This is a genomic window from Chryseobacterium herbae (assembly GCF_025154075.1).
Lineage (GTDB): Bacteria > Bacteroidota > Bacteroidia > Flavobacteriales > Weeksellaceae > Chryseobacterium > Chryseobacterium herbae.
In genome coordinates, this window is record NZ_JAOAMU010000004.1 from 1 (window position 1) to 22,263 (window position 22,263).

Below are 22,263 nucleotides of genomic sequence, written 5' to 3' on the forward strand. Positions count from 1 at the left end.
TTTTAAGAAGCTTTCTCGTCTACATCCCTTAAGCTCGTTTAAATTATTATGCTTATCTAAAAGCTCTTCTGTGCTACTGAACTACTCTCGTTTTTCAGTGGGGCAAAGATAACAACTTATTCAAACGCAAAGCAAGTTTATTTAACATAAAGTTTATAATCCATTCATATTGGGGATAACTATATCTATAAACTTTTAATTTATAGATTATTACACAAAAATCATAGTTATCAACAATGAGGAGTTGTAACAAATGGGAGTTAAAAGGGTACTAAAAAAGATGAAAGAAAAGGCCTACAGCCTAGGTTTTGGCTAAAGCCTTTCTATTCTGCTCCTGTTGTAAGCGGGCTAAAGCCCACTCCTATTGAATATGTTTTCTGCAGATAAGTAAAAATCACCTATGAACTTATGATACCATATAAATAATAGTGTCTGGCTTAGAAAAAGCGTTTGATTAATACCTTATATATATAGTATCCTATTAAGCACCCTACCGTATCTGCTACGATATCTAAAGATTCCATGGATCTGCCTAAGCCCATCTCCTCCTGGAGGATCTCAGTAAGGAAGGCGTATATAAGGATAATCTGAAAAAAATATGAAAATTTAATTTTAGGAAAAGCTGCAACGAAGGAGAATCCCAGCATTGCAAATATGCTCACATGCAAAACTTTGTCGATACCGCTGAACATAAACCAGTATTCCTGGTTCTCTTCCCCCGGCTTCAGGAGCATATAAGTAAGAAATGCCCAATAAATGGGCAAAATCTTACTGAATATTTTTGAAATCTTATCCAATGATTGCCTGATATTCTTCTGCAGTAAGCAGTTCTGAATGATCTGCACCATCAGCAAGTTCTAATTTAATGATCCAACCGTTTCCATAAGGGTCTGTATTTAACAGCTCAGGCTGATCTTCCAATTCTGAATTAAATTCAATAACTTTTCCTGCAATAGGTAAGAATAAATCTGAAACCGTTTTCACCGCTTCTACACTTCCGAAAACAGCTCCACCTTCAAGATCGTCATCTACCGTATCTACATCTACGTATACGATATCGCCAAGTTCTCCTTGTGCGAAGTCTGTAATACCTATTGTAGCTACGTTACCTTCAATCTTGATCCATTCGTGATCTTTCGTGTACTTTAATTCTGATGGTGTATTCATTTTAATTTTTATTTTGTACAAATGTATTCAAAATAATAAAAGGTTCAAAGAAGTAATGACTATCTTGATCAAATTTTGGGTTCAAAATAAAAAATCGCTGCCTGAGCAGCGATTCCCTATATTTCAATTATTACTTTTTTATGATTTTACTAGGATAAGTTTTTCCATTTGAATCAATTAAATTAACCATATAAATCCCCGATGGATACTGTGACAAATTAATCTCTATTGCTGTCTTTGAAGATATATCAAGGGTAATAATTTTTTTTGCGTCAATTGAATATACTTCCAGTGTTTTGAAGCTTTTACCATTGAAATCAATATTGAGAATATCTTTGGTAGGATTTGGATAGATTTTTAATTGTTTAATTTCATTATTTTTAATTTCATCTTCCCCTAAAACTATATCACCATAAATACTTGCTTCTTTCCCTTCAACTTTCAACTTTGTCAAAGCCATCTTTTTATCAGCTTTATTATGATAATCAGATAAAACAGGATGTAACATATCGTCATATGTTAATGATTCTGGATAAACCTCCTGCGAAGTAACTTTAATATGTAATTCATTGCCAGAAGCAGATGACACTTCGAAGCCTGGTTTTATGACTACTGAATGTTCTGCATTCAATTTTACACTTTTATTTGCTGTTAGAGGAGTTGTAAGATGACTTAAAATATATGATTTGGGGTTATTATAATTAAGCCTTATTACTCCATTTGCAATGGGAGCCCCTACTCCATCATGAGTTTCAGTAGTAATTATTTTCAAGGAATTTAGAGACTGACTTATATTATCATATTTTTTAATAACACCATCCTGACCTTTAAACCACTCCTCTCTATCTAAATTATCTAAAACCATATAAGCTCCAGACAAGCTTTCTCCAAATATCTTTCGTAAATGTTCTGCATTTATGATATTATAAGCAGGATAAAGTTGTGTTTTAAATCCTGTCGAACTTGCCTGTAAGTACTTCCACTCTATATCATCCAAAAAATATGAATCATTTATTGCAATTAATTCATTTCTAATTAGTGTATTCGAAATTTTTGGAGTACTAGTATAAGTACTTCCTCCAAGCACCCATTGATTCCCTTCCTTATAATAAAAAGTTCTCTTATTTCTTACATCAACTACCGGAGTACCTCCAATTAGAGCTCGATTCTCTGCTACTATCATCATATTTCGGTTTACATAAATATTTTTAAATCCTGAATAATTATTGTCCAAATAAATATTAGAATAATTTTCCAGATTCAGAGTAGATATATTAAATCGCCAAATATTTATTTGATTAGCGATCTTCATACTAAAAAGCTCATAATTATTATTTTCTTGGTAATTAATATTTACTACACCTAAAATATCTGCAGGTGTTTTTCTAACAAATAAAAGTGTTGGTGGGTCTGCTGTTGTAGACTTAACATTAAACGCAACAGATCCCATACTTAGCGATTGTATGATCAATAAATCTTTTTTGAAAAAAACTTTAGATTCAATAGTAAAATATTCATTGAAACCACCTTGATAAATCAGAGGAAAGACTTTCTTTTCCCATGGCGATGTATCATTTTGTCTGTAAATTTTAATTAAACCTATTTTAGTATTAAACGCATATGGTATCAAAATTAGAATAGTATTTCCTTCAAAATGATACTTAATTAAATCCAGTTCGTAATTCGGAAATACTTGTTGAAGTTCTAATGCATTTTGAAACACGTCAATTACAGATTCATCATTATACTCATTATCAGTTTCATTGTATTTATATAATCCAACTTCTAATTTATTATAGTGTGTTGAACTTAATATTTTTCTTTGTCTAAATATTACAGCGACACGATCTTCATCGGCATTTATTAAATTACTTTCAACAGGTGGAAACTCTCCATTAACATTAAGTAAATTAGTCATAAAAAGATCTTTAGCTTTAATTTTTTTTACAGCATTATTAGTGACCCTATAAGAATGGTTTAGATAATAATAACCTTGGCATGTTTTATCTATTCCTAGACACAAGAGCTTATTACTAATTTTAGGCTCATTAATCCCCATACCGCTCAAAGTAGGAATAAAATCGCTTTTCACATAAATCTTTTTACCATATGTGGAAAAAGGTTTTACTCTATACTGATTTACATCTTTAACTGTTTCCTGCAAATAATCCGGTGTGGCATAAACATTCTTAATAAAAATTGGATTACAACCTTGTTGTGGATTTTCAATATTTATACTTCCCCATAGTCCAACTCCTGCAGGACAATAGTTCCCTATAGACTGTATATTTTCGCTATCGGGGTTGAGCCAAGGCTGCATAAATCTATAATCCCTCCAAAATCTGGAAAACAATACATTATATTTTGCTTTATTAGTAATTACGCTACCACAGGCTTTAAATTCAGTATTCAAGAAATTAATCGGTTTAACGGGAGTATCATTAGAAATTTCGAATACAGGCCCTGATGATAAAGTTCCTATGATAAAACCTTCTCTAGTAAATAATGGTGCACCTGATGATCCATGATATGGGAATCCATTGGCAAATTCTACACCTAAGAAATATCCTTGAGACAGATTTGTACTAAAACTTTTTGAAAAATATACATTCGGATTTTCTAAATTACTAAAATCACTATAAATTGCTGAAAAATTAGTTGGTGTAATATAGCTTTGATTTGTTATTGACAATTTTTTTACAACTCCAGCAGGGTGATGAACCGTAAACGAAGATGCTATATTGTTTGGAAACTGCAATGTTGACCAACCGGAATAACATACTTTATATTTACGTAAGACTTCAGCCGTGGTATTAAGTTTAACCAACGCAAAATCTTGTGAAAGTCCACTGTAGGTACCATCAGGATATTTAGTTATGCCCATAAAGGTAAGCACCTGCATTCCTGTTACAGAATTAGTTGATGGAGAAGAAAGACTACCATTAACCGTACTTCCATTATCATTACATAATTTTGTTTCATGATTAAAAATAACAACAGATTCATTCAAAAAAATCGGTTGCTGGGGTGTTCCTTTTACACAGTGCTCAGCTGTCAAAAAATAAGGACTACCGTCTTGTTTCGCATTGTTCATGAGGGCACCTGAACAAGTAAAACCATAGAGTACATTAGTGTTTACAATTAAACCTACAGATTTAATATTTCCCTTATTAATCAAACTATTATAGCTGTTCCCTTCTAAAACATTCGTGTCAACACAAGAAACATTTTTGTTACAAGATGTATATGTACTAGCATTAGACTCTGAAAAAGGGCCATCACTTGCGTACAAATTAGTAAAACCATGCATGATTGTATTTAACTCAATATCTACATTTCTAAGATCGTCCTCATTTTCTAAATCAAGCTCAAGAAAAATTTCGTTTCCTTTTATAGGCTGTGTTACAAAAACATTTTCAGATTCCTTTAATGGAAAAACATTCTTGTTACTAAAGGATCCAAGAATCATTCCTTCACTATTATATAAAAAAAAGTTTGAACTTTCCGGTAAATTAAATCTAGAGAAAAAAGCTTGGAGTGAATAAGCATTTTCAGATTTAACCTTAAGGATACATATGAATTTATCACCTAATCTAAATTTTGTTGATTCTACTTTAAAATCTTTCTTAACTTCAATTTTTTTGCCGTAAAAGTTAAGATAATTTGTTTTTGGATATTTTTTTCTGTATTCTTCAACATTTTTAAGCTCTGTTTGATTGTCTAGACCTTTATTAATTGTGGCTAACCTAGTGAATAACGTTGGTGGACTTATATAAGAATTGTCTATATTAATTACTGGGCTACTAATTCCTGATTTCATTAAATCATAAAAAAGCGGTCTTTTATCTACACTTTCTTGTGCAAAAATCAATACATGAAAAAGTATGCAGAATAAATATGCAGATTTTCTAATCATTTTTGTTTATTTAACATTAACTTTTTCAACATTTCAATTTCTTTTGTCTGACTTTTAAGCTGCTTATTCTGCTCAATACTGTACAGAGTAAGTTCTTCAATCTTCTGAAGAAGCTTAATCTGAAACTCTCCAATGTTCACCCCTTCCTTTTCCATCTGCGCTGCTGATGCTATCTCAGGAAGGTGTTTTTTCTCTTTTATATGCTTTTCCACCTCTTCCAGCTTTGGAAGATTATAATTTTCGTTAAAGACAAAGTCAGCTGTAGGAGTAAGAGTAACTTTTATTTCTCTTGCTTCAAATTTACCTTGTAACAAAGCATTTCCGTTGGGAGAAATCTTCATGACTTCAGTCATGATTACAGGTGAGTTTAATGCGATTTGCTGTTGACTTTTCATTAAGAAACTGATTCCTTCATTATCTAAAGTAATCGCAGTTTTTGTCCAATCAAGCGTTCCATTACTGGATAACCATCCAAAACCTGAACCATTAGCCTTAACTCCAAAGCTCATGTATGTTGATGACGAGCTTCTTAAGGCTCCCCAATTATTAATTGATCCGTCTTCATATCTAATAGCTAATGCATTAATGCCTTCGGTAGAATTTGTGTTGCCAGCCAAGATATTACCCCAAACATCTAATTTTTGGATTGGAGTAGAAGTTCCAATTCCAACATTTCCGTCTCTTAATAGCTGTATCCCTACTCCTGCAGAACTCTGTAATTTTATTCCTCCATACCAATTAATATCTAAGCCATCAGCGTTTGCTACAGGATAATGCCCTAGATAATAATGAATAGGATCAGAATTTCCATAAAGTTTGTCAAAAGGGATATCTTGGGAAGACATCATCCCAAATGCAAACAATCCGAAACTCAATAATATTCTTTTCATAGTGTAAAAATTAATTGCTGCAAAGGTACTACATAGAATCGAAATACTCTTTCATACGTGAATTAAAACTAAAATTACTTTCTTTAAAAGAAAGTAATTTTAGTTTTATTATTTATGTATTAATTTTTCTCTTAGAAACCACCGCCTGAGTCACCAAATGTGAACGTCGCAGACAGGCCTGCTCTGATGGTAGACAACGGGAATGCCGTCGATATTTTATACTTGGAAGTCATCTGTTCGTAGAAGACTCTTAAGTTCAGATTCTCGGAAACATTGTAGTCTGCAGAAATCTTGATATTCATCAGTTTCTGACCTCCTGTGATCTGTGAATCATCCAACAGGATATTCATGATAGAGGTTTTGCTGTCTCTTAATGAGATATCTCCTCTGATATTAAGATCGCTTCCTTTTCCTTTGGAACCTCTTGTATTAGCCATTCCTAATCTGAAGTTCTTCACAATATATCCCAATCTTATTACATACTCTGTATTGGAGTCTTCGGTAAGTGTCTGGTTTACCAATCCCAGAGTCATCATTCTGTTTCTGTTGTACTGAAGTCCGAACTGCATATTGTTTCTCATGGTCACATCGATTCCGATAAGTGGTGAAAAAGATTCTACATATCCCACTTGAGAGAAGGTAAATGGATTGATGTAATCATTATTAACATCAAAAGCATTCCCTCCTGAGAGCCTGTTAAAATAATCAATACTGGACTGGATTCCTGTCGCCGTATAGGTCGCGGTATATCCATGCAGTATATCAAATTTAGAGAACTGACCGTTAATAATCGGAACATTTCTTAAACCTGAGTAGGTAACTCTCCAGTTGGGAATCGGAATTCCGGCTTTCTTGGCATTCCCCATCTGCTTAACAGACTTCCCTTCTACTGCCGCCCTAAATGCTGGAATCAAAACGTATGCATTGGCAATACTATAATGATTAGCAAAACCTTCACTATCTAATAACTCTCCTATTCCCAGCTGCTGTGAAAGAATTTTAGCATTCTCTCTTATCGCGTGATAAACAGCTTGGGTTTCTTTAAATGATGATTTAAGGAGTATCAATGAATTAGAATAAGTAACTTGATCATTAGCAAAAGTAAAATTAGGATTAGGAATTCTTTTGCCGTCAACATAATCTACATAATTAAATCTAGAGTGTGAAAAATTTCTATTATAATTATGAAGTACACTTAAATCAATCCTCAAATCATTCATCGGAACAATCTGTAAATTCATCCTCAGTTCTTTAGTTGACATTTTGATGTAAGGATCTGTCATATATGGTGAATCACTGACCCATCCGTTTTCCAGCACGGTTCTTCTGATATCCGCCTGCGATCCGAAAAGGAATCCGATAGTAGGACCTCCCAATGTCTGGCCGTAACCATACATATTCGGTGCAGAAAGTAAGCCGGGAAGCACTGTTCCGTTATTTTCAGTATAGCTAAAATCCAACTGCTTGAATGATGTCAGTACGAAAGCTGCGCTCTGAAGTATCGTCAGTTTATTTTTAAATTTATAGCTTTTAAATCTATACCTTTTCTTTTCCCACTGTTGGGTGTATGCGTTATTCAGGGAATCGATTTCCTGCTTACGTTTTTGCAGTTTTGCGGAAATATTCTTAAAATATTTAAATTGTCCAAAGAACTTAGGAATATCTGCTGTAGCCGTAGCCTGGATCATGTTTGTATTCTGCCCTACTGAACCTAGGCTTCCTTCAGGGCTTGACAGTAATGCTGTAGATCTGGAATTCCAGTTATAGGTAAGTCCGTAGCTTACTTCTGCATCAATAAAGTCCAGATAAGGAAGGTACTGGAACGGCAGTTTGTAGCTCAGCTGTGCTCTGTGATTATACAATACCGGCCTACCCGCTCTGAAGATATTTCCAAAGATGGATTTACCATTCATTCCATTCACATCTATATTATCGTTCAATGTTCTTGTCGCAGAATTGATCTCCAGTTTTAATGATTTTGTGAAATTAAATCCTAAACCATACTGCCATCCGAAGAAGAAATTTCTGTTCTTGATCGCCGCGAAGCTGTCACCCATATTTCCACTTAAGATCGATTCTACATTTCTAAATTCAAGTTCGTTGTAATTTCTGTCTATTTCCGTTCTGAAAGATAATCTTGTAGGAATCGGATTGAAATTGAATTCTTTGACCCATCTCAGGTATTTTGTAGACTTCGCCGTATCACTGATCATTTTGTTGAAAGGCTTAATCACCCACGGTTTGAAAGTATAGTTGTAATCCACATACCCTCTAAGATACTGTCTGTAGTTTTTAGAGGTATAAATATCTCTGAAATAGTCATCGTTATAAACCGCAGTTACGGAAACGTTTTCAATATCATAGAATTTAGGTTTTTTATTCGGATTTACTCTTTCCTTGTGCATATTCACAACACCGATACTTCTTTGCTGTGTATATGTTCTTGCTACTTTTTTCAATTGCTCCTTATTCGCCGCCTTATTAAATTCCACATCGGTATCAAGAGGATTGTATTTCGGATCCTCAATTGTTTGCGCGTAAGAATAGTTTAATGGAATTTTCATTCCGCTTTTTTCAGGAAGGAATTTATCTACGTTCACTGCGGTATTGATGCTGAATGCTGATTGTGTAGACTGATTTCTTTCCGCCGGTTTTGAATCTATATTACCGAAACCTACAGAGGTATAAGAAGCACTGGTATTCACAGTAGCAAAATCTCCCAGGTTAAAGTTCAAGCTTGCATTCCCTGCATATCCGCCATCGTTTTCAATTTCAGAAAGACGGATTTCGTTTACCCAAAGAATTCTTTCAATTCCCGCAGCTAAACGATCATTGTTTCTTAGTCCTATCATGATCGTAGTGATATTCCCCAAGCTTGGACGTCCTTTTATATAAATCTTTTTAAGCTCGTTAGCCGCACTAAATGCAGGATCTTCAATTCTATTGATAATGTCATTCGGAGAGTTTTTATCTCTTCTTATTTTTGCATCAACAAAATTTTGAATTTCAAAATCTACATTGTTTTCAATAGGCCATATTTCCAATGGTGTAATTGCTGTGCTTTTTGTAAGCATCATTGAAGATTCATATTCATAGTAATTGTCAGTAGCATCACTACCGAAACGAATAAAGAACTTAGCCTGCGGGTCAATATTTTCATATCGATTAGATGGGTCCTGAGCATGTACAAAAAGTTTTAGTTTTTTATATCTTCTCATATCCAGTGACGTATTTTTGAAAACCCCTCTTGCTTCAGCCTTAAGATCCTTCACTCTCATATAAAGAGATGCCTCATTCTGCCTTTGCGCACCAGCGTTTCCACTCAACACCTGTCTATCAATACCTGGAGGCAGTACATAAGGAGGCTGATTCAATGCGTTTTCTTCAATATTTACACTACCTACCTCAAAGTTATTGTTCAAATTCAGATCTGTAGATGCTACCCCTTCATTAGCAGAGGTTACAGTTTGACTGGCAATCTGGTTTGGATATCTTCTCCAGTCAGATCTTACAAGATCCATTGTCCCGAATCTTAAAGTAGACGTTTGCTCAAATCCTGCAAGCATTAATCTTGCAAACCTTACGTTGTTCAATACGGAAGCATTTCTTTCTCCTTCCGCTTCAGGCTCTGCATATTTTGAAACCGGAATTCTGAATAAGTACCATTTTACATCTGAAGTCTGCCCATTCTGGAAACTGGCTTTTACCGTTTTTACATCTACGATATTGTTACTTCCCAATGCAAGACTTGGCTTGTCCAGTTTTACAATATATTCATTGTAGCTTTCAGTCTGGTCAAGGTTGTAATCTTTATTGATATCTTCCGCATCCGGAGTCTGTGAAGCCACTTCCAGAGAGTTGGCTTGAGAATTTCCTTCCGGGTTTCTGAAGTATTTGTATCGCTGAACAAGAGATGCCGCCTGTCCGCCTGTAAATTTACTAGACATAAAAAACACGAAATCATCTACCGCAGGGTCAGCCAGATTAGTCACCGGGTTTACGAATGTATTTCCGAATCTCATGGCTTCCTGATCGGAGCTTAAACCGTCGTATCCTAAATCCTGAGATCTTCTGTCGTCTCCTTCGCTGGAGAATGCATAAAGGATAGGGGGTTGTTTTGGCTGTACTCCCCAGTTGGAAGTAGTTGTAGTAGAAGGTGCTCCCGGAGTAGGAAGACCGTTTTCATACTGCATTTTACCATCTTTAAGGATATCCTCTGAAACGTTACCTAATTGAAGTAAAAGTCTTGCTCTGTTCCCTAAATTATTTCCATCGGCATAAGGATCCATCATCCAGAATTCTACATATTCAATGTTTGAATTCACGAAGTTGGAAACACTGATTGGTCTCATAATCCCCGCCCATCTTGAAGCGCCTGTTTCAGTGCCCGGATTGACGTTATAAGGACCTTTTTCATTAGGGTAATAAGAAATATCTAAAGTATTGGTGAAGGTTTGCTCGCCCGCAACAAAATCTCTGTTATTGTAAATCTCGGAATACTGAACTCTTCTGGATGCGTGATTGGAAACGGACTGTGCCGTAATTCCTGCAGGAGCTCTACCTCCTACTCCCCAGAATCTAGGGTCAATATTATACCATGAAAGAAGTCCTCTTCCATAGCCGCTCGTCAAAGCATCATTCCCCGGTGCTCCGTTGAATGGTGCTGATGTATTTTTCTCCGGTCTTGATGCAAGACTCCATGCAGCCGGTTCTTTTAGTGATATTTTAGAAGTTGTCTGTTCAAAGTCATCTACGTAAGACTGGTCATTGGTACCTTTATTCAATCCCGGAAGCAAATAAGCGGCTTCCATTTTAAAGTTAAGGTTGGATGGAGCCTCAGTATTTACAAACGGAATTTTATCTGTAAGTCTGGTCAGGAAAGGCATCTGATTATTGTACATCATATTCACCCCTGCCATGGTATTATTAACTGCCTCCTGTCCGTAGTTTACTTTCTGGGTAAGCGGAGATTCTGAATAGTTAACAACCGTTCCACCTATGATAAAGTTCTCATTGAATCTTCTTTCAAGGTTTAATCCTAAGAATCTTTTTCTTTGGGTATTAAACGTAAGCTGATTTTCCAGTGAGATATTGATTGCTTGTCCGGACTGTTTAACGTTTTCATTGATCACCGTTACCGTTCCAAGCATATAGTCTACGGTATAATCTACTCCTTCCGTCAGCTGAACTCCGTTTGCAGACACTTTTACAGATCCCTGCGGAACGTTTACCGCTCCAAGAGAAATTCCCTGCCCCTGTGTTCCTTTGTAACGTCCTTCTATAGTGTAACGCTGTGCAAGATTACTGGAAGTCGCTACCTGCTTCTGTTGTCTGTAAAGATCTCTGAAGACAAATTGCGGATCGTTCCCGACCTGGCTCTCCATAAAGCTACCGAAAGGTTGTACTTTGGTGAAGATAATTCTACCTGTTTCCGGGCGTATCGTGATCCCATTGACAAAGTCAAAAATCCCGTCTCCCAATATACCGCTGCTGGCCTGGATATCACCGTTCATATTAAGACGGTCCCAGTTGAATAATTTCAGTAAATTCTTATCCTGAACAGGCGTACCCGGAAGATAGTTTACTTTACCTCCGGTCTTCTGATCTCTGTAGAAAACATTCAGGATAAACCCGTCCTGAGCTACCTGTCCTGCATCCAGAGAATAGATGTTTTTCATCATCAGGTCCCACATCGGAGATTCCGTATTCACTTTGTTGTTTACTCTAAGAACCTTGGTTACCAATACAGGGCTCTCCTCGGAGAATTCCCCTACTTTATATACTTTATTGGTTCCGTCTGTAAAAGAGTAAGAAACGGCTAAAAGCTGATTTTCGTTCAGCTTCTGGTTTAATGAAACATATCCTAACTGAGGCTGTAATGTATACTCATTGGCATTCAGCCTTCTTGCTTTTGTATTAAAAATAAACTGCTCACCGTTATCATATGGCTGTATACTTCCCGGGAAACTCTGTCCCTGGAATGTGGTCGCATAGTTTTTACCGGCTTCTCTCGGCCCTATAGCAGCATTAATGGACTGGTATAATCCATTCTGCGAATTATCCGGCAATCCACCGGCTCCTTCTCCCAGATCCCTGATTCCAATGATACTTTTCTGGTAAGCCAGGTTACTGTTCCCCTGGTCCAATACCCAAACCTCCAATCTGGTCACGTTTACCGTGGAATTAATCTGCGGGTAATTGGTCAATGCCTGATCATAGCGGTCCAGGAAGTAATGCCCCAGGAAAAAGTGTTGGTTATCTTCATAGTCGATGGCGTTGACTTTAAAGTTGTTCATCACACCACCGCCCTGTACTACTATATTTCTGGCCTCACCTTGTTGTTGGGAAAGAACTACTGTTCCGAAGGTCTTTCCAAGCTGGAATTCCGATTTCACCCCGAACAGGGACTGTGAACCACGGATAAGACTGGTAGAAAGCGGCATATTCACGTTACCGAATTCTACTCTTTTTATGATTTTATCTTCTCCTCCGGCACTTGGTTTGTCTACATCGCCAAGACCTTTGGTCTGAAGATCTTTCCAGCTTCCTTTTGCCTGCCATACGAGGTTCATTCTGTTTTCAAATGCAAAACCGCTCTGGGTATCATAATTGGCTTTCAACTGAAGGTTCTCCCCTACTTTTCCTAAAAGTCCCAGCTGTATTCTCTGGTCGATATCAAACGTAAAACTGGTCCTGTTTTGTGGCAGGATCAGCGGGTTGTCTATTTTCTGGTAAAGTCCGGCAAAGTCTAAAGAGGCATATCCTGATGGAATGATCTCAATTTTATTACTTCCGAAAATGGTTTCAAACAGTCTGTTGTTGATGGTTAAGGATGGAATAAGCCCTTGTTTTCGGGCATCCGTTCTGTCTCTTCTGAAAAGGAGGCTGTATTTGTCGGATTTCTCCTTATAGTAAGCTTTTGTCTGGGTAGCGAGCATAAATTCTTTATACTCTTCCGGAGACATCGCTGTGGGAGGACCGGTATAGGTATTTCCAATCTTAGGATATACGTAGTACATTCCGGTTTTTATGTCGTAAAAGGCTTCATACCGTGTGGGGTCAGCCAGTTGATATTCTTTCTTTATGATCGCAGTATCACGTACCTGTTGCGCAAAGGCACTTACCGACATGCACAGGAACGACAGGAACAAAAATATTTTGAGATGCTTAATATTCGCCACCAAATGTTAAATGTTTTTTAAAATTTGTTTTACCAATTCTTCTACCGAGATCTCCGGATTCTGCTTCATCATTCTGTCTGCTATCTTCTCGCTCATCCGTTTCGGGATCCCTAAAACTTCTAATGCAGATAACGATTCTTCCTTGACTTTATTATCCACAAAAGCAGAAATATTTTCTGCCTCAATGCCGAATTTCTGGACTTTATCCTTTAAATCCACTATGATTCTCTCTGCGGTTTTAGCCCCTATTCCTTTGGCTTTTTGAATGAGGGCGCTGTTCTTGGAAAGGATAGCCGTAGCGATCTCTTCAAGGCTTAAGGTGGAAAGAAGTATAAGGGCAGAAACAGCTCCTACTCCGTTAACGCTTATTAACAGATTGAACATTTCTTTTTCTGAACGAGTGTTAAAACCAAAGAGAAGATGTGCATCTTCCCGTATGATCTGCTGAATAAATAAGAATGCCGGCTTATTCAGGGCCAGTGCCTGGGAGGTCATCAAACTGATACCTACATAGTAACCAACTCCTTGTACGTTGATCACTGCGTAAGTGGGCGTAAGTTCTTGAACGCTGCCTTGTAAGGAAAATATCATTATTAATTTTTAAAACTCCCAAATATAGCAATTTAAACTAATTAATATTTTCATTTCATGTAGGAATGATTTTTAACTTAAATTTTGAATGTAAATTCAATGATTTAATATAAAAACAAAAGACTCCAAAATCTGGAGTCTTCTGCTATCTTTATGATAATTAAAACGGTTTTTTAAGGGACCATTTTACTATTTCTAGCCATTATTCTTTTCAGAATTTTTCTTTTCTCTTCTCTGAGCATCAAGAACTGCTACTGTAGCCAGGTTTACAATTTCGTCTACGCTTGAACGCATCTGTAAAACGTGTACCGGTTGCTTTAATCCCATTAAGATCGGTCCGATTACCTGAGCTACTTTCATTCCTCTGATGATCTTGTAAGAAAGGTTCGCACTTTCAAGATTCGGGAAAACGAAAGTATTGGCAGGAGTGGTTCCTAATTTTGAGAATGGATAATCACTCAAATGATCTGCATTCATTGCAAAATCCGGCTGGATTTCACCATCAACTACCATTTTAGGATATTTCTCATGAAGGATGCTTACTGCTTTGGCTACTTTTTTGGACGTATCAGAAATCGCTGCAAAGTTTTCGAAGCCAAGCATGGCAATTCTAGGCTCTATTGCGAAAGATTTCACTGTGATTTCTGCCATTTTAGCAATATTCACAAGGTCTTCTGCGGTAGGATTCTGATTGATGGATGTATCAGCAAAGAAAATAGGTTTCTTTTCTGACAGGATCATCATCATCGCCGCTATCTTATCTACCCCTTTGTCTTTTTCAATCACTTCCAAAACAGGACGAAGTACTGACGTATAGTTTTTAGAGAAACCAACGATCAATCCGTCTGTATCTCCGTGTCTCAACATCAACGGACCGAAATAATCTCTCTGGCGCACATATCTTTTCGCTTTGTACTCGTTCATTCCTTTTCTCTGACGAAGTTTCCAAAGGGTTTCTCTGTATCTTTTTCTGTTTTCTTTCTGATCATCATCGCTTGGATCAATAATCGGGATGTCCAGATTTATACCGAAACGTTCCATCTGCTCTTTGATGTATTTTTTATCTCCTAAAAGACTTGGGAAAGCAATTCCTTCTTCGTAAAGGATCTGAGCTGCTTTTAATACGTTGTACTCTTCAGCATTTCCTAAAGTGATTCTCTTAGGATTAGATTTTGCACGGCTCTGCATCATTCTCACCAACTTCTCGTCTCTTCCCATTCTGTCCAGCAGCTGGTTTTCGTACTCTTCGAAGTCTTCGATGGTTTTTCTTGCAATACCGCTTTCAATCGCTGCTTTTGCTACAGCACTGGATACTTTAGTGATCAGTCTGTTATCAAATGGTTTTGGAATAAAATATTCTCTTCCAAACTGCAAGTTCTGAACATTATACGCAAGAATTACGGCTTCAGGTACCGGTTCTTTTGCAAGATCTGCAATAGCGTGTACCGCAGCCAGCTTCATTTCCTCATTGATTCCTTTCGCCTGAACATCCAATGCGCCACGGAAAATGTAAGGGAATCCCAATACATTGTTCACCTGATTAGGATAGTCACTTCTTCCGGTTGCCATGATCACGTCTTTACGGGTTTCAAGGGCAAGATCGTAAGCGATTTCAGGATCAGGGTTCGCTAAAGCAAAAACGATAGGATTCTCATTCATGCTCGAAAGCATTCCCGGAGTCATTACGTTTCCTTTTGATAATCCGATGAAAACATCTGAACCTTTTACAGCATCTTCAAGTGTTTCGATATCGGTATTGGCAATGAAATCTATTTTTTCAGGGGTAAGATTTTCTCTTTTATGATTGATCACGCCTTTACTGTCGCACATCAAAACATTTTCTCTCTTCAAACCTAAAGAAATGTATAAGTTCGTACATGCAATGGCAGCCGCTCCGGCTCCGTTCACAACCATTTTTACTTCTTCAATCTTTTTATCGGCAATCTGAAGCGAGTTGATCAGTGCAGCAGCTGAAATAATAGCTGTTCCGTGCTGGTCATCGTGCATCAAAGGAATATCTAGTTCTTCTTTCAGTTTCTGCTCAATATAGAAAGCTTCAGGAGCTTTGATATCTTCAAGGTTGATTCCCCCGAATGTCGGAGCAATTCCTTTTACAATCTGGATAAATTTGTCCGGATCTTTTTCATCGATCTCAATATCAAAAACATTGATATCTGCAAAGATCTTAAACAAAAGACCTTTTCCTTCCATTACCGGTTTTGAAGCTTCAGCTCCGATATCACCAAGACCTAATACCGCCGTTCCGTTGGAAATTACCGCTACCAGGTTTCCTTTTCCTGTGTAGTCGTAAACGGTTTCCGGCTTCTCGTGGATCTCCATACAAGGAACTGCCACCCCTGGTGAGTATGCCAATGATAAATCTCTTTGAGAAGAGTGAGGCTTCGAAGGGATAACTTCGATCTTTCCTTTAGGTTCGGCTTTATGATAATCTAACGCGGCCTGATTAAAGTTCTTTTCGTCGCGGTGGGTTTTACTTGACATAGAATTTTGTTTTTTATTAAAGTATATACTTAATATGGTAGTCTACTAAACTTTCGATAGGTTTCTGGACAACATGTCCTACATTTAATTGGAATTCTTCCGCTACAGAACGGAGCGTATCTTCATAATAATACGCAATAGAGCCGATGAAATTAATCTCGGCGTCTTTTGATTCTTTATAGGGAATGACCTGGTATTCGAAGAAGTTTTTCATTTCCTCGTATACCATATCTTTAAAGTAAGGATGATCCTTTCTTTCGATGACAAATTTATTGAAATCCGCCAGCCAGGCGTTTGGTCTTGAACTGTGATACATATTTTTCAAAGCATCTTCTATCTTCAGCCCATAACTCTGCTCAAATTCCGTATGAAGATCTTCCGGCAGTTTTTTCATAAAATATCTTCGCACCAGCTGTTTTCCAATGGCACTTCCGCTTCCTTCATCTCCCATAAGGAAACCAAGGGAAGGCAATTCTATTTTAATGTTTTTACCGTCGAAATAGCATGAATTGGATCCGGTTCCCAGAATACACACCACAGCAGGTTTTCCGCTGTAGGCAGCATAGGCAGCGGCCACAAGATCTTCCCTCACAACTATTTCAGCTTTTGTGAATACTTTCTTTAATTCCTCTTCAATGGTTTCGCAGTTTTTTTTCACACCACATCCGGAACCATAGAAGAAAATCTTCGTGATGGAGTTTTTGACCAATATAAGGCTGCTGTTCTTTTCTATTTCAGGAACGATAAGTTCTCTGTTGATAAAATTAGGATTAAAGCCGATAGTTTCTGTTTTTAAAAACACTTTTTTAAAGTCATCAAGTATCACCCAATCTGATTTGGTAGAACCACTATCAACAATAGCAACCATATATTACATTTTAGTTTAAGGATGCTAAATTATGAATTTATCTTTAAATAGCGTTTAAAAACAGACTGGAAGCTTCTAATGTTTTATATCAGCTTTTTGATTGTTAAACTTGATGAGCCAGTCTTCTATTTCATCCTCCAGATAAGAACTCTGAAGCATGATAGCGTTGATAAAATCATCCGGCACCGGTTGGTCTGTGGAGTTTTCAAGGTTCCACAATTCGTCTGCCATATTTTCATACTCTGAATACACTCTTTTGAAGCGGGAATTCTCTCTCTCAAGAGCCTCAATATTTTTTTGCTGAAGCTGGAATTTTCTGTATTTGTTTTGACTTTTCATACAAATATTGTTACAAGTTGGGTCGTGAAAATTAAGGTATTATGCGTTAAAGCGCACATTACAAGATAGAAAAAACCATCAACACAAGGAGTTGAAAATGAATTTATTATCAGGTTATAATTACATCATTCTGAATAATAAATTTAGAAATTATTTTGATTCAAAAAAATTATTTAACAACTTTTTTCATTGTTTAACATATGCTTATCACAATATTTGCGGCCCTGAAATTCCGGATCATCTTCAATCCCTTTTGCTTACAACGATTATCCTTTTTATCTGTAATCTGTGAAATAATCATAAAGTAATTTTACACCTCATTCCAATCATTATCAGAAACCATTCAAAAAAGCACATCACATGATATAGTATACTGATTTCACTGTATCCTTCGTACAAAACAACAAGTATCAAACTAAAAATCAACAGAATACATTCCTTTTCCATTTTAAAATAATCTTTTATTCTTACATTATTGACATATAATTATAAATTTGCACTTTCATATATATTGAATGAGAGAATTACTAATACGCCAGAAACAGGTTTTGTTCTTCATTATAGCCGGAGGGCTCAGCGCTGTTGTAGAAATTGGAAGCTTCAAGGCATTCAGTACATACCTTCCGCATTTTTTCGCCAGAGAAACCAATTTTCATGGCATTCATTATCCTTTGAGTAATATTTTCTCTACCAGCTGCGGAATCATCACCAATTATTTTCTGAGCATCTGGTTTGTCTTTGAACGGGGGAAACATTCCAAAAGAAAAGAATTCGCCTACTTTATGGGCGTATCTTTTGTATCAACTTTACTGAGTTTAGGCTTCTTCCAGATTTTTTACAGCTTTATATTTAAGGACAATATCAATTTAATTTTTTATACCTTAAGCCCGGAAATGATCAGTAAGATCGCTGCGATCCTGCTGGTTTCCATTCTGAATTATTCAGTGAAAAAGAAAGTAATTTTTAACGGTTAAGCGGTGACAAAAATTTTAAATTATCTCTGGAGATTCTGGCTGTTGCTATTGGCATTTGTCTTAACAGTCACACTGGGAATCCCTGTCTATATTTTATCCTTTAGTAAAAAGCATTACAAATACGCGTATAAATTCATCCGCATCTGGTGCTTCGGGATGTTCTACGGCATGGGCCTGAGATATGATCTCACTCCTCTTTCCGACCACAAAAAAGACAAAAACAAACCCTACGTTTTCATTTCGAACCATACTTCGATTATGGACATTATGCTTACCTGTATTCTGATGCCCGACCATCCGATATGTTTCGTGGGCAAAAAAGAACTCGTAAAGATTCCGATTTTCGGTACCATATATAAAAGGATATGTGTAATGGTAGACCGGGGCAGCGCAAGAAGCCGTGCAGATGTCTACAGAAGATGTGCTGAAAAGATGGAAGAAGGCAACAGCATTGCGATATTTCCTGAAGGCGGTGTACCGGACGATACTTCTATTATTCTGGATGAATTCAAAGACGGGGCATTTACTTTATCTTCCAAACACAACTCCCCGATCGCCGTTTATACTTTTGTGGGACTGAAGGAAATTTTCCCTTTCGACAGTGCCAAAGGCTATCCCGGCCGTGTAAAAGTGTATTTCAATGGAATCATGGAACCATCCGGTTCTCCAAAAGACCTAAAAACAGAGGCTTACAAAGAAATAAAAAAAACACTGCTGGAACACTCTATATAAAAGAAATAGTTATATTTGTTTGCGAAATTTTTAACAAACATGTCTAAAACAAATCAACCGACTAATTACCCTGCACTATACACGCTGGTGCTGGTATTTTTTTTCTGGGGTTTTATTGCAGCCGGCAATAGTATTTTTATCCCTTTCTGTAAAAACTATTTTTCCCTTGACCAGTTTCAGTCCCAATTAATAGACTTTGCGTTTTACACGGCCTATTTCTTAGGAGCACTGTTGCTGTTCATATCCAGTACGATTAAAGGTATTGATATCATAGGAAAATGGGGCTACAAGAGGAGTATCGTCTACGGACTGCTGCTGTCAGCCATTGGAGCTGCCATTATGATCGTAGCCGTTAAAGCCAATGTGTATTACGGAATGCTTATCGGGCTTTTCGTTGTCGCCTTAGGTTTTTCTATCCAACAGACAGCTGCCAACCCTTTTGCCGTCCTTTTGGGAGATCCGAAAACGGGAGCGAGCAGGCAGAATTTAGCCGGGGGAATTAACTCTTTTGGAACATCCATCGGGCCCATTATTGTAGGTCTTGCGCTTTTCGGAACTACTGCTACGGTAGATGATGATCAGATCAAACACCTGGCGTTGGATAAAGTAATTTTACTTTACACTGCCGTAGGAGCCTTGTTTCTAATTGCTGCCGGAGTTTTCTTTTTTTCTAAAAAACTTCCTGACGGGATCTCAACTGAGCCTATGGAAAAAGCTGGAAAAGCCAGAAAAACTTTGATTGCGATGACCATCCTGGTGATCTTATTCTTTATTCCGGTATTCAGCAGCTACAACTCTGATGAAGCTAAGAAAATTGAAGCATTAGGTAATGAAATTTCAGTCCTTGACACGAATCTGAAGAAAGAAACAGACGCTGCAAAAACAACTGAATATACGACACAGATCGCTGCCAAGAAAACAGAACTTGAAACCATAAAACATCCTCTTGAGAAAGAGAGAATGATCTATCTGGGAGGTGCTTTACTTTCCGTTATTGTATGCCTTATTTTCGCCAACACCAGTTCGAAAAAGAATCCGGACGGTTGGGGCGCTATGAAATATCCACAGCTTGTATTGGGAATGATTGCCATTCTCTGCTACGTGGGAGTGGAAGTTGCGATAGGAAGTAACCTGGGTGAGCTTTTGAGCACACCTGCGTTCGGCGGACATCAGTCTTCGGATCTTGCTCCGTACATTTCTATGTATTGGGGAAGTTTGATGATAGGAAGATGGACCGGCGCTATTGCTGTATTCAATCTTAATAAACAACAACAAACGATTGCTACCATTGTGGTTCCTTTCGTGGCATTTCTTGTCATTATCGGTATCAATACGATTGCACAAAAAGATATGTCTCACCTTTATTTCTATGCGATCTGTATTGCAATTCAGGTGATCTTATTCCTGGTTAGTAAAAACAAACCGGCTACTACATTAACGATTTTTGGACTGTTTGGAGTGATTGCGATGATCGTAGGACTTCTTACCACAGGAAACATCGCTATTTATGCATTCCTTTCCGGAGGTCTTGCCTGTAGTATCATGTGGCCGTCTATCTTTACTCTGGCCATTACAGGTTTAGGAAAGTATACTGCTCAGGGTTCAGCATTCCTGGTAATGATGATCTTAGGAGGTGGTATTATTCCGCCGCTACAGGGGAAACTTTCTGATATTATCGGAATTCACAATTCCTATTTCATTCCGGTGCTGTGTTTTGCGTATATTGCATTATTCGCATACATAACCAAAAAGGCTTTGTCTAAACAAGGAATCAATGTTGATATTTTAGAATCTGATGGAGGTCATTAATACAACAAAAAATATATATAAGAAAAGATTTTGGGCAGGTGGATTACTTGCCCAATTTCTTTTGTTCTATGCGTTCTCTAAGTCGAAAACAATGATCTCTTTTTTCGAATGGTTCTTTGAACTTCAGAAAAAGATTCATCAATTGCTTTTCAGCTGGATCCCGTTTTCTTTTGGGGATCTTATCTACATCCTTTTGGGGATTTTTCTTTTATATGTACTTATTCTCTGTTTTAAAAAGAAAAGCAGAAACAAGGCACTTTTAAAGCTTCTTGCCGGTATTAACATCTTCTACTTCATCTACCAGATCTGTTGGGGCATGCTGTATTTCCAGACTCCCGTTATCAAAAAACTTTCCAATCAGAAAGAACCGGAAATCAATAAGGCAAAAACACTAGCCCTGCGCTATCTGGAAAAATGCAAGACGACCAGACAATCTGTACGGGAGGATAAAAACGGAGTGTTCATAATTACTGATCTGAAGGCTGTACAGACTGAAATTCTTCAGCAACAAACTAAGCTTCCCAAGTACATTTCGGATAAATATGCACCGGAAATCAATGCTTTTAAACCCAGCCTTTTTAAGACCGTCATGAATTTTACAGGAATATTGGGTTATTACAATCCTTTTACGGCAGAAGCACAATATAACAGTCAACTTCCTCATACTTTCATTCCATTTACATCAGCGCATGAAAGTTCGCACCAGCTTGGTTTTGCCAGAGAACAGGAAGCCAATTTTATAGGCTATCTCATAGGTGTTAATGCTAAAAATCCGGATCTGAGATACAGCACTGAATATTTTACATTAAAAAGTCTTTTAAGATTTATTGTTGAGGAAGATCCTGCATTTGTTAAGTCTGTACTTAGCCAATATTCTCCTGCTATGAAAAGAGACCGACTCTATGAAAGGAGTTTTATTTTCAGGCATCAGGGCTGGCTGGATGACTTCTTTGGGTTTACGAATAATCTGTTTTTGAAGAGCAACCAGCAGGAAGGAGCGGTTACCTATTCTTACTTTATCGACCTTCTTCTCAACTATGAAAAGTAGCCAACAAAAAAAAGAATCGTATCAGGCGATACGATTCTAAAAACACAAATGATGAAAAAAAATTTATTACCTTGACTTGTTCCCTCATTCAAGGCGATGTAAAAGTACAATATATTTTATAAATACAAAAACATTTCCATCCTTTTTTAAAACTTTAAGAAAACTTTATGATTTTTTAAGTTTTTTTGAGTTCATTGCTGAAAATTAGAATTTCACCAAAATGAATAATTCAATAATAAATCATTA

Annotated in this window: 13 protein-coding genes; 4 read left to right on the top strand and 9 right to left on the bottom strand. The window is 37.1% G+C overall.

Features of this window, described 5'->3' with window-relative positions; all coding sequences use genetic code 11:
- Nucleotides 1–437 precede the first annotated feature (437 nt).
- The 9 genes from N0B48_RS13115 to N0B48_RS13155 form a co-directional block, all read right to left on the bottom strand.
- Nucleotides 438–764, bottom strand: a complete 327-nt coding sequence (locus N0B48_RS13115; RefSeq protein ID WP_259839639.1) for a VanZ family protein — start codon at nucleotides 762–764, stop codon at nucleotides 438–440.
- 25 nt (nucleotides 765–789) lie between these two features.
- Nucleotides 790–1,167, bottom strand: a complete 378-nt coding sequence (gcvH, locus tag N0B48_RS13120) for a glycine cleavage system protein GcvH (RefSeq protein ID WP_202092545.1) — start codon at nucleotides 1,165–1,167, stop codon at nucleotides 790–792.
- Between the two features lie 130 nt (nucleotides 1,168–1,297).
- Nucleotides 1,298–5,083, bottom strand: a complete 3,786-nt coding sequence (locus N0B48_RS13125; RefSeq protein ID WP_259839242.1) for a T9SS type A sorting domain-containing protein — start codon at nucleotides 5,081–5,083, stop codon at nucleotides 1,298–1,300.
- Complete coding sequence (locus N0B48_RS13130) at nucleotides 5,080–5,973, bottom strand: hypothetical protein (RefSeq protein ID WP_259839243.1); 894 nt, start codon at nucleotides 5,971–5,973, stop codon at nucleotides 5,080–5,082. Before N0B48_RS13130 ends, N0B48_RS13125 begins: the two co-directional genes overlap by 4 nt.
- 131 nt (nucleotides 5,974–6,104) lie before the next feature.
- Entirely contained in the window at nucleotides 6,105–13,103 is a 6,999-nt protein-coding gene (gene sov, locus N0B48_RS13135) for a T9SS outer membrane translocon Sov/SprA (RefSeq protein ID WP_259839641.1), read from the bottom strand.
- A gap of 57 nt (nucleotides 13,104–13,160) precedes the next feature.
- On the bottom strand, nucleotides 13,161–13,745 hold the full coding sequence (gene ruvA / locus N0B48_RS13140; RefSeq protein ID WP_034725702.1) for a Holliday junction branch migration protein RuvA: 585 nt from the start codon (nucleotides 13,743–13,745) through the stop codon (nucleotides 13,161–13,163).
- A 195-nt stretch (nucleotides 13,746–13,940) separates the two neighbouring features.
- Nucleotides 13,941–16,247, bottom strand: coding sequence for an NADP-dependent malic enzyme (locus N0B48_RS13145; RefSeq protein WP_259839244.1), 2,307 nt, complete (start codon nucleotides 16,245–16,247; stop codon nucleotides 13,941–13,943).
- Nucleotides 16,248–16,263: 16 nt separating this feature from the next.
- Nucleotides 16,264–17,115: a BadF/BadG/BcrA/BcrD ATPase family protein gene (locus N0B48_RS13150; RefSeq protein WP_259839245.1), complete on the bottom strand. Its 852-nt coding sequence runs from the start codon at nucleotides 17,113–17,115 to the stop codon at nucleotides 16,264–16,266.
- Nucleotides 17,116–17,190: 75 nt separating this feature from the next.
- Entirely contained in the window at nucleotides 17,191–17,454 is a 264-nt protein-coding gene (locus tag N0B48_RS13155) for a hypothetical protein (RefSeq protein ID WP_073335575.1), read from the bottom strand.
- A gap of 515 nt (nucleotides 17,455–17,969) precedes the next feature.
- Between N0B48_RS13155 and N0B48_RS13160 the strand changes: the two genes are divergently transcribed.
- The 4 genes from N0B48_RS13160 to N0B48_RS13175 are packed head-to-tail and all read left to right on the top strand — an operon-like array spanning nucleotide 17,970 to nucleotide 22,017.
- Nucleotides 17,970–18,428: a GtrA family protein gene (locus N0B48_RS13160; protein ID WP_169234765.1), complete on the top strand. Its 459-nt coding sequence runs from the start codon at nucleotides 17,970–17,972 to the stop codon at nucleotides 18,426–18,428.
- A 3-nt stretch (nucleotides 18,429–18,431) separates the two neighbouring features.
- Complete coding sequence (locus N0B48_RS13165) at nucleotides 18,432–19,160, top strand: lysophospholipid acyltransferase family protein (protein ID WP_259839246.1); 729 nt, start codon at nucleotides 18,432–18,434, stop codon at nucleotides 19,158–19,160.
- Between the two features lie 39 nt (nucleotides 19,161–19,199).
- Nucleotides 19,200–20,969, top strand: a complete 1,770-nt coding sequence (locus N0B48_RS13170; RefSeq protein ID WP_259839247.1) for an MFS transporter — start codon at nucleotides 19,200–19,202, stop codon at nucleotides 20,967–20,969.
- Nucleotides 20,965–22,017 (top strand): DUF3810 domain-containing protein, encoded by a 1,053-nt coding sequence (locus N0B48_RS13175; protein ID WP_371830620.1) that lies wholly within the window; start codon nucleotides 20,965–20,967, stop codon nucleotides 22,015–22,017. The genes N0B48_RS13170 and N0B48_RS13175 overlap by 5 nt, the downstream gene beginning before the upstream one ends.
- Nucleotides 22,018–22,263: the final 246 nt, after the last annotated feature.

What these genes read in the sequence shown, in the direction of transcription:
- ruvA (WP_034725702.1), bottom strand. Translation starts at nt 13,745, where the DNA reads ATGATATTTTCCTTACAAGGCAGCGTTCAAGAACTTACGCCCACTTAC.
- N0B48_RS13125 (WP_259839242.1), bottom strand. Translation starts at nt 5,083, where the DNA reads ATGATTAGAAAATCTGCATATTTATTCTGCATACTTTTTCATGTATTG.
- N0B48_RS13160 (WP_169234765.1), top strand. Translation starts at nt 17,970, where the DNA reads ATGAGAGAATTACTAATACGCCAGAAACAGGTTTTGTTCTTCATTATA.
- N0B48_RS13145 (WP_259839244.1), bottom strand. Translation starts at nt 16,247, where the DNA reads ATGTCAAGTAAAACCCACCGCGACGAAAAGAACTTTAATCAGGCCGCG.
- gcvH (WP_202092545.1), bottom strand. Translation starts at nt 1,167, where the DNA reads ATGAATACACCATCAGAATTAAAGTACACGAAAGATCACGAATGGATC.
- N0B48_RS13170 (WP_259839247.1), top strand. Translation starts at nt 19,200, where the DNA reads ATGTCTAAAACAAATCAACCGACTAATTACCCTGCACTATACACGCTG.
- N0B48_RS13130 (WP_259839243.1), bottom strand. Translation starts at nt 5,973, where the DNA reads ATGAAAAGAATATTATTGAGTTTCGGATTGTTTGCATTTGGGATGATG.
- N0B48_RS13150 (WP_259839245.1), bottom strand. Translation starts at nt 17,115, where the DNA reads ATGGTTGCTATTGTTGATAGTGGTTCTACCAAATCAGATTGGGTGATA.
- sov (WP_259839641.1), bottom strand. Translation starts at nt 13,103, where the DNA reads ATGTCGGTAAGTGCCTTTGCGCAACAGGTACGTGATACTGCGATCATA.
- N0B48_RS13155 (WP_073335575.1), bottom strand. Translation starts at nt 17,454, where the DNA reads ATGAAAAGTCAAAACAAATACAGAAAATTCCAGCTTCAGCAAAAAAAT.